Annotated in this window: 11 protein-coding genes and 4 tRNA genes; 10 read left to right on the forward strand and 5 right to left on the reverse strand. The window is 42.4% G+C overall.

Features of this window, described 5'->3' with window-relative positions; genetic code table 11:
* Window positions 1-94: 94 nt before the first annotated feature.
* Window positions 95-1063, reverse strand: coding sequence for a cysteine synthase A (cysK, locus tag QUD85_RS06205; protein ID WP_093330041.1), 969 nt, complete (start codon window positions 1061-1063; stop codon window positions 95-97).
* Window positions 1064-1281: 218 nt separating this feature from the next.
* On the opposite strand from cysK, the gene QUD85_RS06210 reads away from it, so the two are divergent.
* Window positions 1282-2412: an RDD family protein gene (locus QUD85_RS06210; RefSeq protein WP_093330043.1), complete on the forward strand. Its 1131-nt coding sequence runs from the start codon at window positions 1282-1284 to the stop codon at window positions 2410-2412.
* 21 nt (window positions 2413-2433) lie between these two features.
* Here the strand turns inward: QUD85_RS06210 and QUD85_RS06215 are convergent, their stop codons facing one another.
* Window positions 2434-4590, reverse strand: a complete 2157-nt coding sequence (locus QUD85_RS06215) for a carbohydrate binding family 9 domain-containing protein (RefSeq protein ID WP_177168901.1) — start codon at window positions 4588-4590, stop codon at window positions 2434-2436.
* Window positions 4591-4835: 245 nt separating this feature from the next.
* Window positions 4836-7205 (reverse strand): carbohydrate binding family 9 domain-containing protein, encoded by a 2370-nt coding sequence (locus QUD85_RS06220; RefSeq protein ID WP_093330047.1) that lies wholly within the window; start codon window positions 7203-7205, stop codon window positions 4836-4838.
* Between the two features lie 252 nt (window positions 7206-7457).
* Between QUD85_RS06220 and QUD85_RS06225 the strand changes: the two genes are divergently transcribed.
* Complete coding sequence (locus QUD85_RS06225) at window positions 7458-8171, forward strand: DUF599 domain-containing protein (protein WP_093330050.1); 714 nt, start codon at window positions 7458-7460, stop codon at window positions 8169-8171.
* A 9-nt stretch (window positions 8172-8180) separates the two neighbouring features.
* Window positions 8181-8672 carry a DUF2919 family protein gene (locus tag QUD85_RS06230; RefSeq protein WP_177168902.1) on the forward strand — a complete coding sequence of 164 codons (492 nt, stop codon included), beginning with the start codon at window positions 8181-8183 and terminating at the stop codon, window positions 8670-8672.
* A 7-nt stretch (window positions 8673-8679) separates the two neighbouring features.
* Here QUD85_RS06230 and rnhA read toward each other — a convergent pair whose 3' ends face one another.
* A complete protein-coding gene (rnhA, locus tag QUD85_RS06235; RefSeq protein WP_093330056.1) occupies window positions 8680-9144 on the reverse strand; it encodes a ribonuclease HI in 465 nt (154 codons plus the stop codon).
* 145 nt (window positions 9145-9289) lie between these two features.
* Here rnhA and dnaQ point away from each other — a divergent pair, with 145 nt between their 5' ends.
* The 6 genes from dnaQ (at window position 9290) to QUD85_RS06265 (ending at window position 12583) form a co-directional block, all read left to right on the forward strand.
* Window positions 9290-10030, forward strand: a complete 741-nt coding sequence (dnaQ, locus tag QUD85_RS06240; protein WP_093330059.1) for a DNA polymerase III subunit epsilon — start codon at window positions 9290-9292, stop codon at window positions 10028-10030.
* Between the two features lie 142 nt (window positions 10031-10172).
* Window positions 10173-10249, forward strand: a tRNA-Asp gene (locus QUD85_RS06245).
* A gap of 22 nt (window positions 10250-10271) precedes the next feature.
* Window positions 10272-10348 (forward strand) — tRNA-Asp (locus tag QUD85_RS06250).
* 52 nt (window positions 10349-10400) lie between these two features.
* Window positions 10401-10477 (forward strand) — tRNA-Asp (locus QUD85_RS06255).
* A 38-nt stretch (window positions 10478-10515) separates the two neighbouring features.
* A tRNA-Asp gene (locus QUD85_RS06260) sits at window positions 10516-10592 on the forward strand.
* 845 nt (window positions 10593-11437) lie between these two features.
* Window positions 11438-12583 (forward strand): serine hydrolase domain-containing protein, encoded by a 1146-nt coding sequence (locus QUD85_RS06265; RefSeq protein ID WP_093330061.1) that lies wholly within the window; start codon window positions 11438-11440, stop codon window positions 12581-12583.
* A gap of 17 nt (window positions 12584-12600) precedes the next feature.
* On the opposite strand, the gene QUD85_RS06270 is transcribed toward QUD85_RS06265, so the two are convergent.
* On the reverse strand, window positions 12601-13536 hold the full coding sequence (locus QUD85_RS06270; RefSeq protein ID WP_093330194.1) for a response regulator transcription factor: 936 nt from the start codon (window positions 13534-13536) through the stop codon (window positions 12601-12603).
* Between the two features lie 81 nt (window positions 13537-13617).
* Here QUD85_RS06270 and QUD85_RS06275 point away from each other — a divergent pair, with 81 nt between their 5' ends.
* Complete coding sequence (locus tag QUD85_RS06275; protein ID WP_093330064.1) at window positions 13618-15222, forward strand: FAD-binding dehydrogenase; 1605 nt, start codon at window positions 13618-13620, stop codon at window positions 15220-15222.

Here is a 15222-nt window from a genome sequence, read left to right on the forward strand (position 1 = left end):
TAGCTAACGATGCAAGGCAATGTTTTGCCATATCGCAGTCATAAAAAAAGCCGTTACACCTAAATGCAACGGCTTTAGAAATTAGATAACGTTTCTACTGAACAAGCTCTTTGTCTGAGAAAGTATCAGCAAACAATGGACTTGATAAGTAACGTTCTGCAGAACTAGGTAAGATAACCACAATGTTTTTACCTGCGTTCTCAGGCTTTTCAGCTAAACGGCTTGCTGCTACAACAGCTGCACCTGATGAAATACCTGCAAGAATACCTTCTTCTTTCATTAAACGATGGGCCATTGCAATAGCATCGTCATTGCTTACTTGCTCAACCGCATCAACCACTGAAAGGTCAAGGTTACCTGGAATAAAACCAGCACCAATACCTTGGATTTTGTGAGGTCCTGGCTTGATTTCTTCGCCTGCCATGGTTTGGCTAATTACTGGAGAATCTTCTGGCTCAACAGCAACCGTAAGGATATCTTTTCCTTGAGTATTCTTAATGTAGCGACTTACACCCGTGATAGTACCACCCGTACCAACACCAGCAACAAAAATGTCTACAGCACCGTCAGTATCGCGCCAGATTTCTGGTCCTGTTGTTTCTTCATGAATCTTAGGGTTTGCTGGGTTATCGAATTGCCCTAAAAGAACATAACGCGAAGGATCAGACTCAGCAATTTCGTTAGCACGTGCAATTGCACCGCCCATACCTTTTGCGCCATCTGTCAGCTCAAGCTTTGCACCTAAAGCAGATAATAGCTTACGACGCTCTAAACTCATTGTCGCAGGCATAGTTAATGTGATCGGGTAACCTCGTGCCGCTGCAACAAAAGCTAGTGCGATACCTGTGTTACCACTGGTTGGTTCAATGATTTCTTTACCTTCGCCCAATAAACCTTTTTCTTCAGCATCCCAAATCATGCTTGCGCCAATTCGACATTTAACACTGAAGCTTGGATTACGCGCTTCTACTTTTGCGTATACATTGCCGTTTGTAACACGATTCAACTTAACGATAGGAGTTTTACCAATCGATTTAGAATTATCTTCAAATAATGTAGACATACACTTTTCCTTTGTTGCCCGATAAAGGCGAAATTTCTTACCATGTGTGAATTGAGTATAGTCTCAACATGGATTAACTGGATTCAACATGGATTGATCTTAGTTTAATGTTTAAGATTAGACTGTTATCACAAAAAAAGAAGTGCCGATTCGTTATAACTTATATGGTTTTAGCGCTAGCGCACATAAAGTAGGCAATTGATTGCTGAGAACGCACTATGACAACAATAAATGAACCGCAAACACCTTATTTGACGCAGGAAGAGACGAGGGAAGTTTTAACACCTTTTGCCTTTGAATTAGATAAATCTTTATATGGAACGCCGTTGGCCTCGCCATGGCGAAGACTTGTCGCCTTATTGATTGATTTGTTGCTTGTTGCCATGCTCAGTGGCGCGCCTGGTGAATTGTTGGCGTTTTTGGTGGCCTTCATTATTTTTAGAGCAAGTAACAGAAAACCATTGAAAACTTTGCCAAGCGGCAGGGTAGTCGGGAGAAAAAGACGGTTTATTGTCAGGTTACTTGCCGCTTTTGTCATATTAATTGTATTGCTTGTAACCTTGCCTCAGGTATTCAAGGGTGACAATAGTTATTACAATCCCGGCGATAATAATCAAGATACCTTAACCACAGAGCAAAAGGTTGAGTTAGCGATTATCGCCGCTGTTGCAGCAAACAAAATGGAGCAAAGCGATTGTCAGCAAGATTTATCTTGTTGGGAAGCACTATTGCAAGATGACATGCAACATCCAGCATCAATGCACGTTGACGACAAAGTGGTAAAAGAAGGACTAGAAGACATTATTAATGAAACGCCTTTGTCGAAAGAAGACAAAAAGTCATTGGCGCAAACCCTTTACTCCTCATACAAAAAGTTTCAGGCGCTAGAACAAACATCTAACCCTGTAGTAGATGAAGAGCAAATAACAACAGCAACACCTGACGCTGCGCCAGAGCAGGTCGAAGAAAAAAGTCTTGAACAAGAGGTAGAAGAGGACATTGTAAAAGCATCTTCACCGATTATGTCGCTATTAGAATATATTAAGGGCATTATCAGCGACTTAGGTTTAGGCTTTGGTTGGGCTGCCTTGTATTTTACGGTGTTTACCGCACGATTTAGAGGCAGAACACCAGGCAAAAAGTTACTTGGTATTCAAGTAATTCAATTGGATGGCACGCACTTGTCGTTGTGGGATAGTTTTGGCCGCTATGGTGGTTACGGTGCTGGCTTGGCAACGGGACTATTAGGGTTTATGCAAATTTTATGGGACCCCAATAGACAAGCGATTCAAGATAAGATTTCTGCCACTGTTGTTATCCGTACAAACGCAAAAGCTATGCACAGCTAGTTAAAGCTGAGGCAGAAGACGTTACAGGTTAAATGCATAGGTGAGCTTACTAAAAATGGTACGCTCAGCTTGTTTTAAACCCGGTAGAAAATCATCTTCAATACTGTAATCCGAATAGCCTAAATAGAAAGCTGTTTGTGGATTGATTTTATAGGCGTAAATAAGCTGCGTGGCAACGTCTCGAAGTTGCTCCGTATCCAAACCTACAGGGTAATTATTCGGATTGTATTCAACATCAAAAAAGTTAGCTTTTAGTTTGATGTAACTGCGCGTACTGAAATTATAAACTAGGGTTAAATCAAGAAACTGCTCGGTATATACCTGTGCATTATCAGCATCTAGTCGGCTAATGCCGTAATCAATTTGACTGTTAAACTGTTTATTCACATCCCAGAAAAAGTAAGCTTGACCTTCTTTAACATCGGCTAGGCGATTATTGACATAATCTATCTCGTCACCGATACGCAGTTGTGTCCAGAAGTAGGTTGTGCTGCTAGGTGTCAGGTAATATTCTAACGTGACCGTATTTACGGTAAACAAATTCGTATTGCCATCAATAGCGTCACTAGTGTCGTCAAAACGTAAGCCAACTTTATCTTCATGGCTAAATAAAATGTCGAAAGTAGATATAAGTGGGCCATTAAAGCCTAAACTTGCAGACCAGGTCTTTTCTATTAGTTCGCCACTTTCGTTGTGTTTGATCGCATATTTAGCGCCCGTGTAACCTTCATACCATGAGCTTTCTTCAAAATAAAAACGACGGTTTACAACAACGCTTTGGGTATCAATATCATTTTGTGCAACAAAACCTAAATCAGCTCTAAAGTCTTTACCTATTTGCTGGTGGTTTGCTTCCACACGCCAGTATTCAGAGTCATGAATAAAATCTACTTTAATGGCTTGATCGCTGACACTACCTAGTTGGCTACTATAGCTGGGACTATCTTCAGTATCTGAATATACGAATTGCGCTTTAACGGCGTTTGAATCGTCTATTTGCCATTTGCCATCGATACCGCCTAACACGTTATGATAGGTTTCTGAGCTGCGCATAGTGCTTATAACACCCAACGAAAGGTTCTCGGTAAAATCACGTCTGTAGCGTACGGCGGCACTATGGTTTTCTTCTTCTAATGTCACCAGATTTGATTCAAGGTTACCCGGTAACACAATGTTTGTTTGGGTATCGTTGGTAACAAAGGCTGCATAGGTTTGATCTTCGTCTGCCCCGGTTATCTTTGCGCCATAGTCTGGATCAGCGATATTTCGGGTATAGACTAGGTCCATATTACTAACAAAGTAATCTTGGTTTTCCAGGAAAAATGGGCGTTTTTCTTCAAACTGCAAGGCAAAGTTTTTATTCACACTTAGCTGGCTACTATCAGACTCCACCGTTGAAAAATCTGGGTTCACCGTTAAGTTGACTAAATTATTGGAGTTGATAGACCATTTAAGGTCGATACCAGCTTCTACTGTAGTATCACTTTGCCATGGCTCATTAGCATAAACATCACGCTGTTCGTCATATTCGGCAACAAGTGCCGGTGTTACTGTGAGGTTATTAGCCGTCGATATGTTTTCTAAGCCGCTCAGTGTAGGGTATTGGCATAGCCAACACGCGTTGTTTCGATCAAGCGGTGTATTTGAAATTCTTAACCACTGATCGCGAGGATAAAGTCTGAGTAGCTCAAACGCCCACGTTTTTTCTGTTTTACTGTCGTCAATGTTTAGAATGCGAAATGGAATCGCCATTTCGACTTGAAATCCCTCGTCGGTCAGTTTTGCTTCGGCATACCAAATACCATCCCAAGAGCGATTATCAGCACCTGTAATTTCATTGGCGGTAGAATCCATTTGCACGCCGTAAGGGTTCACCAGAAACACATAACTGTGTCTACGACTGTTAGTAGTGTCCAGTTTGATACCTACTAAATCATCGTCCCAACGAGAATCGCGCTCGGCAATAGCGGCTGTTATTTTGCTAGGCTCTGGGTCTTTAGCGACAAAACTTAAATAAAGAAACTCGCCATTTTCTACTAATTTGGCGGAGGTAACGACGGGACTTGGCGTATTTTCAAATGGGTCGTTAACGATATCTAACGAGATAGTTTTGGCTTGCGACCATATTTCATCATCTAACTCACCGTCGATGACTGCACTCAAAGAAGAGGACGGCAAGGCATAGTCCGGCTTGGAAGGCTCTGTAGTGGCCACAACCGAACTAGAAAATAATAATAGTGATAGTAATACTCGAGTGCTAATACTGCTTTCCTTTAGCATATTCATCCGTGATATTTTTAGCGCGCTTCCATAGCGTGATTAATTTTTATTCGTTCAAAAATTATCACAAAAAACAATATAACTATCAACGATTAAATAGCGGCCTGGTTATAACAAACTTCACTACCACAGCTCAAAAATGTTTATTTCACCCAAGCATAACTAAATTTGGCAAATACGTTGCGCTGATCTTGCTCTAAATCAGCAAAAGCTAGTTCTGTATCGTGATGGTCCGAATAGCCAAGATATACCACAGTTTGTGGGTTTATTTTGTAGCCATATAATAGTTCAGTGCTGACATCACGGGTTTTGGCTGAAATGTCTGCTGGATTGACGTAAATGTAGTTGTAAGGGTTTCTGTCGGTATTGTTATATATAAAGCTAAAGCGCACAAAACTCTGCACACTAAATTGGAAGGTGGTGCGAAGATCGGTTAGGCGAGCGGTAAATACATCCGCGCCATCAGCACGCAAATCGCTATAAATTTGTTTAATTTTAAGTTCTAAATGTCTATTGACGTTCCATCCGATGCTTGGCGTAAAATTAGTGCTATCACCAGCGCGATTACTGGCGTAGTCAATGGTATCTCCAAAGGATAAATCAGCATTAAAATTCAAACCTATCAAAGGTTTTATCCCGCCTCTTATACGATATCGAGTAATATCAAATACATCCGTATTGTCATCAATCGCAAGCGAACTGGCATCTATACGAGAACCAACTTTATCTTTTGTTTCAAAGCCAAGGATGACGTGCGAGCGATACTTAGCATCTAGGTGGACACCAAATTCTATTTCTTCTTCTATAAATTCGCCCGCGTCATTTTCTGTTTTGTCCCAGTTTGAATAGACTTTTAATTTTGTCCACCATTGTCCTGGCTGTGCGTACCATTTGCGATCGCCGCCAATTTCAACTTTTGCGTAATCGACTTGCGAAATAAAACCTAGATCAGCTCTAAAGTCCGAATCGTTCTGACGATAGGTCATACGATAATGCCAGTCGCTATCGTTGTAATAGTAACCTGCGGTAAAGGCGTTTCCAGAAAAGGTGTCGTCTTTTTGTGTGCGCAAAACCCGTTCGTTATAGTCGCATTCTGCATATGTACAAGGCTCTGTAGGTGGCTGCTCACAACCGTTTTCTGAGTCGTCATTACAAAATTGCTTAAACAGGTCTTCGGGATAAAGCGTTTGTGAATACAAGGTTTGAAACTTAAACACATTGTTGGTGTTCAATCTAAAACGCGCGTCAAAAGCATGAACCTGATTTTGATAATCCTCTGCACTGCGTGCTGTGCTGACCCATCCTAGCGTGATATTGGGGTTTAAATTGTATCGATAACGAAGTGCCGCGGCCTTAGATTCCCCCTCAATTTCAGCGATTGACGATGAGCGGTTGCCGGGGATCAGAATATTGGTAGATTTATCGTCGGTCATAAAAAGGCCAAAGGAATGATCTTCTTTTCTTCCGGTTAATTTTGCACCGTAATTAGGGGCATTGATGTTTCGTGTGTAAACCAAGTTATAGTTTGAATCAAAGTAGTCCTGGTTATCGAGAAAGAAAGGTCTTTTTTCTTCAAACCTTAGCGCAAAGGTATTGTTGATATTGAGTCTAGCTTGATCAGTTTCAACGGTTGAAAAATCGGGGTTTAAGGTTGCGTTCAGCAATATATCAGGCGTTATTCCCCAACGAACATCTAAACTGGGTTCGGTTCTATCGTCGGTAATCCAATCAGTTGTACCGTCGTCTTGTGTTTCAAGTGTTTGTGTTCTGCCTACTACAAGCGCCGGCGTAATGGTTAAATTAGATCCTTGCTTTGCGCCAGAAAATCCAGTTGCCGTTGCTAATTGGCAAATTTCGCAGTTGTTATCTCTAGATAGGTGGATATTTGATAGTCTAAGTTGCTCTTCGCGAGGATACATGCGCAGCAATTCGATGCCCCATGTTTGTACATCTATATCTTCGTTAAAATTTAGTATGCGCAGTGGCAAGGCCATCTCTACAATATAACCTTGCTCGTTTATTTGCCCCGCACTTTGCCAAATACCGTCCCAAGAATCACTTTCTTTCTTGGTCACTTCACTTTCGATACCGTCAATTTGTGCCCCAAGGGGGTTAACCATAAAACGGTAGGCGGTGCGTTGGTCATTAAATGAATCTATTTTCAGGCCGACTAAATCGTCACCCCAACTGCGATCTCTGTCTCTTAAAAAGGCGCGAATTTGGCTTGGATCTGGATCTTGTGCGATAAATGCGATGTAAAAGATACCACCGTCTTCCATTAACAAGGCTTCTGTATCTACCGGGCTAGGGATATTGTCATAAGGCCTTGTGATATTGTTCATTTTAACGCGAGTTGCATTTTGCCACTGCGGCTCATCTAATTTGGCGTCGATGGTAATTTGGCCGCTAATGCGCGGAATTTCGATGGGCGAGGGTGACTGCGTCGAGGCAAAAGCAACACTGGTCAGAGACAAGGCCGCAAAGGCACTAATAATTGTCTGTTTAAATGACATGAAGGCTCCAGATGTTTTAATCGCGATAATAATTATTTTTATGTTGCACCTGAATATAGCGGCTTATAACAACACATTTTAACTACCCAAAATAATAATTCGTTCTGCAAGTGCAGTAAATTAAGGACCCTAGCGCATTATTTAAAAAACTGATTAATAAATATATAAGCCTATTTTTCTTTACAAAAAGACACGGCATAATAACGTAAGTAATTATTTTGATATAAAAATTGTAGACCAAGAGTAAATGTAATGGCGGCATACATACTAGATATTTTAGCCTTTTCATGTTTTATCAGTTGTTGGGTAGGGTACACCGTTTTTGCGCGCAGACAGGCAAAAGTTAGAGATTGTGTGGCACGTAGTTTACATCAACACAGAATTCATTGGATGTATGAGGTTATCACCCGCGATATTCGTGTTGGTGAAGCCGCATTACTAGCTAATTTGGAACGCAACATCGCCTTTTTTGCCTCTAGTACGCTGTTAGTCCTTGCCGGTGTACTTGCCTTATTTGGTCAAGTAGAAAAGCTGGAAGAAGTTATCGATAGCTTGCCCTTTATTGAGCGTCCTGATCACTTTTTTGTACAAATAAAACTGGCGATGCTGGCACTTATTTTCGTCACCGCATTTTTCCAGTTTACCTGGTCTATGCGCCAATACGGATTTGTAAACGTGATGATTGGCGCCGCGCCAATTGATCTTGAAGGTAAGAACGAGAATTTACAGCGATACGCAGAAGAGATGGCAAAAGTTCAAGACCAAGCGGCACATGCGTATAACTATGGTCTACGTTCTTATTATTTCTCACTTGCGGCACTGTGTTGGTTTGTGCATCCGATACTTTTTATGGCGGCAAGTCTACTTGTTGTGCGAACACTTTATATTCGCGAGTTCCATTCAAAAGCGGTTCGTGCGATTACTGCGGGTCAGCATTATTTGAAAATAGAACGCGACAATCGGTAAGGCATTGTTGTGTCTAGAGAGTTATTCAAACACTACGGTGTAAATGATTTTGATAACTTTGACTGTCTGAAGGTGTCAAAAGGATTGTATCTAATCCTAGCGTTTGTGCTGCGCGCCTATTTAGTGTTTGCCATTAGTATTTCCAATATGCGCGATAAAACGCAAATATTACAATGGTTTTATCCTGACCCAAGCTTGTTTTACTTGAATTTACTGTCAGGCCTTGCCGGGTTGTATCTTTTGTTTGTGTTGATGCTACGTAAGCCTGATGCGGCACCTTGGGTAAGGTGGAGTTGGCGACATTGCAGAGCTATTATTGTCGCTGTACTAGCGTTTGATTTACTGGTGAGTAGCTCTGCATATATGTTTTATGACTATATATCCCTCAAGGCGTTACTGATTGAGCTAGCCATTGCGGTCGTGCTTGTGGTGTTCTGCTTTCGTAGCAAGCGTTTCAAAATCAACCTTACCGAATTTCCGGAAAAACTACCGGAAAAATAACCGCTATTTAGCCCTTAAATCCGGAGTCTTCCAATAGCGCCTCTGACATAGCTGCATCTCTTGCAAGTTCGTCACAGCGCTCATTCTCTGGATGTCCAGAGTGGCCTTTTACCCATTGCCAATCTATATCATGTTGCTGTTGCGCTGCAACTAGCGCCTTCCAAAGGTCAACATTTTTTACCGGTTGCTTACTTGCCGTTTTCCACGAATTCTTCTGCCATTTTTCAATCCATTGGGTTATGCCTTGACGAACATATTGGCTGTCTGTGGTTAAGGTAACGCTGCAGGGCTCTTTGAGTAACTCAAGCGCTTTGATAGCCGCTAACAATTCCATGCGATTATTGGTGGTAAGCTGATACCCTTGCGCAATCTCTTTTCTATGGCCTTTATATAGCATGACTGCGCCATAGCCGCCTGGTCCAGGGTTACCTAGACAAGATCCATCTGTATATATCTCTACGTGTTTCGTCATTTTCAGGTGTATTGTTGTTTTTTCTCTATGTTAAACAAAGTTGTTATCAGTTAATAGTCTATCTGGGAATAACTTCGTCTGTATTGTTGCTTAATTATTGCGTAATATATTGCTAATAATCTAATGCGCCCCTGAAAGAAGAACCATGCAAGTACAAGAAGAACGCCTAGTTATCCTCGATACCGAAACAACAGGTATCAACCCAAGAGAAGGTCATAGAATCGTAGAGATTGGCTGCGTTGAGATGATTAATCGTCAATTAACTGGTCGTACTTACCATGCATATATCAATCCTCAATTCGAAATGGAACAAGAGGTTATTGATGTTCACGGTTTAACCAATGAATTTCTTGCGGACAAACCACTTTTTGCCCAAGTAGCGCAGGAGTTTATCGACTTTATTAAAGGCGCTGAACTTATTATCCATAACGCGAAGTTTGACGTTGGCTTTATGGACCACGAGTTTGCGTTGACACGAAAGCAATTACCGATGACACATGATATCTGTAAAGTCACCGATACCTTGAAAGTGTCTAAAGATGAGTTTGGTTCGCCTAAAACCTTAGACTTTCTTGCTAAACATTACCGAGTAGATGGATTAATTGATCGTACATATCACGGCGCTTTAATTGATGCTCAGTTGCTTGCATACGTTTACATCGAAATGACGCGTAAGCAATCGGCACTAAACCTTAGTGATAGCGATAGTGATGGTACTGGCAACGACGCAAATGCTATTAGGCGACTATCAAGTGAACGCCCAGCACTTAAAGTCGTACAGGCGACAGAGCAGGAACAACAGGCTCATATCGATAGGTTGAAAATTATTGCTGATAAAGGCGCTGAGCCGCTGTGGCAAACACAAGCGCTTGCAGTAAAAGAATAAAATTGTGGTTGTAAAAACGCCTAATTGTATAGCAATTGTGCGAACGATAATTTTTATCAAAAAATAGGTTGACGACAACCCTACATATCCGTATTATTCCGCCCGCATTCACAGAGTTGCTGTGAAATTGAAAATATGCGTCGGAGTGGTAGTTCAGTTGGTTAGAATACCGGCCTGTCACGCCGGGGGTCGCGGGTTCGAGTCCCGTCCACTCCGCCAACTATTTTCAATGCCTTGTTAAGGAGTGGTAGTTCAGTTGGTTAGAATACCGGCCTGTCACGCCGGGGGTCGCGGGTTCGAGTCCCGTCCACTCCGCCAACAAGATGCAAGGTTTAGTAAGCCTTTATAATATTACTAATGCAGATGCTGCGGAGTGGTAGTTCAGTTGGTTAGAATACCGGCCTGTCACGCCGGGGGTCGCGGGTTCGAGTCCCGTCCACTCCGCCACGTTTGTCTGCGCCCAATCTTTTTAGATTAAACACTGCGGAGTGGTAGTTCAGTTGGTTAGAATACCGGCCTGTCACGCCGGGGGTCGCGGGTTCGAGTCCCGTCCACTCCGCCACGTTTAATTCTTATTTCCTAATATATCTCATAGTTAAATACGTATATTAGCGACCCTAAATCGCTTGCGATTTTCTGTCGTGGGTTTGATAACATTGTCTGGAACAATGTTAAACGCTATCGGCGGCCCGCAAGGTGAAGTGCAGGAAGCACGGAGTAGTCCCGTCCCCTGAGCCACGTTTAATTCTCTTTTTTCAGATAGTTCCCTTAATTAGATTACATCCATTAGCGACCCTAAATCGCTTGCGATTTTCTGTATATCGTCATCCAGCACTTTGATTCGGGATCTCATAGTTTATGGGGCAAGGGGCATGGAGCATGTGCGCTTCGCTAGTAATAAACAGGTGCGCGTTGCTTAAGGGAACAAGGAACAAGGAACGTGGTATTCTTTTTATCTGCGATGTTAATCTTAAAGCACCAATCATTACTCCATCGTCATCCCGCACATGCCTACAAGGATGTAGGTACTTAGGTTTTGTCTGGAACTGAAAACCTGTGATGCGGGATCTCATAGTTTATGGGGCAAGGGGCATGGAGCATGTGCGCTTCGCTAACTGGGAACAGGTGCGCGTTGCTTAAGGGAACTGGGAACAAGGAACGTGGTGTTCTTTTTACCAACAGCAACAAACTCGCAGCACGAAGCACGAAGCTAGAAGCGTTTTTCATTCCTTAACTCGCAGCACGAAGCACGTAGCCCGTTACATGCAGCCAACGGCATTCAATTTTATTATTATTTTTCAAAAGCTTTGCTACTATTGAGTTAGCCTCTAGCGCGAAAAACCCTCGTTATTTCTGTTATTTGCTAGGCAATATGGAACACATACCGCTTATCGTTGGAGATAATAAATGAAGCATGCTTTCCTTTTAAGTTTATTCACCCTTGTATTTTTCTCATTTGAACTGCGCTCTGACGACACAAAAGCTGACATTGCTGAAGTCTTAAAACAGCAAGTAATGGAGCAGCAACAAGAAGCTAAATTGATAGGTTTAGGCGTCGTGTATATTAAAAATGGCAATATAGTTGGGCCGTTTGTTAGCGGCAAACGGCACAAGGATAAAGATGTCGCTGTATCCGCACAAGATAAATGGCATATTGGTTCAATTACTAAGTCATTTACCTCAATGGTTATTGCTCAATTAGTCGCGGAAAAAAAGCTAACTTGGGATACCGATGTGAAATCCGTATTCAAAGGAGCAGAGAACATTGACGAAGGGTGGAGCAAGGTAACCTTAGCTCATCTAGTAACTCATACGTCAGGCGCTGTGCCAAACTTTTCCATGTCTGTTTCCTTTGAGAAACCTGAAGAGGGGGCTGAGCGCATGAAGGCGAGAGAGCAAGCTGTACTGGGAGTGCTTGCTAATAAGCCAACTACCGAACCTGGCACCACCTTTGTTTACTCTAATGTTGGCTATACCATAGCAGGTGCAATGGCCGAAAAGGTCACCGGCGTTGCTTGGGAAGATCATGTTAGGCAAAAGATATTTAAACCACTAGGGATAACCAGCGGTGGCTTTGGTGCACCGCTAGATGACAACGGAATATTGAGCCAACCGCGTGGCCATAAAAACTTTTTCGGCATGGTGATTTCCGCTGATGATTTTAGTGACAATACCCCTATTATGGGGCCTGCTGGCACAATTCACATGTCCTTAACCGACTTGGCAAGGTATGGGTATGAGCATGTAAAAAATGTACAGGGACGCAGTAAAGTGTTTGATGCAGAGAGTGCTAAAGGCTTGTATAAACCGTTTATGCAAAACTATGGATATGGTTTTGTCGTACTTAAAGACGAAGCACATTACCAAGGGCCTCTTATTTGGCACAATGGCACTAACACCATGTGGTATGCATTGCTCGTCTTTATCCCAAGTGCCAATGCCGTGGTGGCTATTGCCTCAAATGATGGCAATATTCAGGCGGCAGAAAAAAGTGCTTGGACGATTGCACGCGCTGTTTTTAAAGCGAGTGGCGCAATTGCTAACGACGATTAAACCGGTTTGATAATCAGTTATTGGCTTAATGCAACTAATTCGCTTCGGCTATTTATATTGAGCTTGTTATAGATTCGATACAAATGGTTTGAAACTGTCGAAGGTGACAGACCAAGACTTTTCGCTATTTGCTTAAAGGTTTGCCCTTGGCAAATGCCTTGAACGATTTCACTTTCTCTTTGTGTGAGCTTATCAAGCGCATGGGTTAATCTCACCGTTAAAACAAATAGCTCTCCATGAGGTTTGAGCGTAAACACTAATTCGCCTACCGCAAACTGCTGCATCCCTTGCGCGATGAACTCTGCAACCGCAGCTTGTTGATTTTCAATATAACTTTCAATTAAGTCCAAGTAGTCGTTGTTTACTGCGTGATAAATTCCTTTGTTATCAACAATGGCGCTTACTCCTTGGCTATCGCCTGAAGTACTCTCTAAGGCAAGCATTTGTCGATGTGTATCGGCGCATAACAAGTGAAACAACAGGGATTGTTGTAGCATTTTTTCTTCGGCAGAAAATCCATTATCTCTGTCGTAGCGATACAAGGTGAGTAGGGTAAATATGCCGGAACGCTCATTGGTATGAATAGAGCTTAATATGCGTTCGATTCCATAAGGTTTAAAACACTTAGTGTAGAGTGGATGGGCATAAAATTTTTCATCAGAGATTACATCAGCCATATCTATCGGCCGACCCGGGGTTTGTTTCAATGCGTCAAAGATCGGATTGATGGCCAAGGTTTCTTTAAGCGAGGCAAAAATTTGAGGTGAAACATCAACCGTTGTTTGGGTATGAAACTCCTGCGTTTCGATATGGCCTGTCGCCCATATCGCACCGTCAAACGGTAATACTTGTTGTAATAAATCTAACGCCCAATCTCTAAAATTAGCCAGCGGCACCTGGTGGGCCTGACAATAAAGCGTGCTAATAAACTGATCACTGGAAAGAGTCGACATACTTGTTAGGCTTTTTTTACCATAGTTTTCTATTCTTGCTTGATGCACTATAAACTAAAAGCGGCTCAATAGGTTAATCATATGAAGAAAAAAGACGTCGTTATTGCTGGCGGTGGAATAGCAGGTTTAGTTACTGCGCTAGAGCTCGTTAAGCACGCAGATAATATTGTTATTGTAGACAGAGATACACCCGAGAGAATTGGTGGCTTAGCTCGCTGGGCTTTTGGTGGTATGGCGCTTTGTGAAACAGCCGAACAAAAACGTGCAAAAATTGCAGACTCTCCAAAAAATCTGTTGAACGATATTCATAGTTTTGCAGATTTTAACGCAGATGATCATTGGCCAAAGCAGTGGGCCAACGCTTATGCACAAGAAAACAAAAGCTTGGTGTATGACTGGTTAAAAGGATTAGGTATGTCTTTTCTACCTGCCGTTAACTGGGTAGAACGCGGCTTGCACACACCGGGAAACTCATTGCCACGATATCATGTGTTATGGGGTACAGGCTGGAACCTGGTGGAAACGGTATGGCAACAACTGAAACCTTATATTGATAACGGTAAAGTAGAGGTGTTGTATCAACACAAAGTAATTCGCCCGTTAATTGACGATAACACGGTTGTCGGCGTTGAAGTTGAAAATGAACAAAGTAACGACACTTTTACCATAGATACCTCGTACGTAGTTATTGCCTGTGGCGGCATTAATGGTGCCACAGAGCAGGTTAAGAAAAACTGGTACAAACCATGGGGTAAACCGCCTGAGACCATGTTAAATGGCGCTAATCCTATATCAGATGGCAAATTGCATGAAGCAGTAGAAGCTGTCGGCGGAGCGGTTACGCATCAAGATAAAATGTGGAACTACGCTGCTGGCGTACGTCATCCTCAAGCAGAATTCGATGGTCATGGTTTAAGCTTAATTCCATGTAAATCAGCGTTATGGTTAAATCATAGTGGCCAGCGTATTGGCCCTGACCCATTGGTTACCGGGTTTGACACCAATTTTCTTTGCAAACGCGTGAGTGAGCAAGAAAAACCTTGGACGTGGCAAATTTTAAATAAAAAAATCGCACTTAAAGAATTCGCGGTATCCGGCTCTTTGCACAATCCTTCCATTAGAGATAAGAAACTATTTAGCTTTTTAAAAGAAATTCTGTTTGGTAATCATCGCCTCATTAATCAAATGCTCGACGAGTGTGATGATTTTATCGCGGCAGACACGGTTGAGGCGTTAGCGGACAAAATGAATGGGCTAACAGATCAAGATTACATTTCTGCTGATAAATTACAGCATGTGCTAGACAGTTATGATCAGCAGTTCAATGAGGGGTTTTTTGAAGATGACGATCAAGTTCGTCGTATCCGACATGCAAGGCAGTGGAAAGCCGACAAGTTAAGAACCTGCAAACCCGGCGCGATCCAAGATCAAAAATCAGGGCCGTTTATTGCTATCAAGCTTCAACTCATCAGCCGTAAGAGCCTTGGCGGCATAAAAACAGACCTCGATTCTCAGGTACTTAATCAACAAGAACAGAAAATTACGGGTCTTTATGCGGTTGGAGAAGCGGCAGGGTTTGGTGGCGGTGGTATGAACGGCTTTAGATCGCTCGAAGGTACCTTTTTATCCGCTTGCATTATTACGGCTAAACATTGTGCGAAAGCAATTTTAAACGCAAAACAATAG

Source organism: Thalassotalea agarivorans (assembly GCF_030295955.1).
Lineage (GTDB): Bacteria > Pseudomonadota > Gammaproteobacteria > Enterobacterales > Alteromonadaceae > Thalassotalea_D > Thalassotalea_D agarivorans.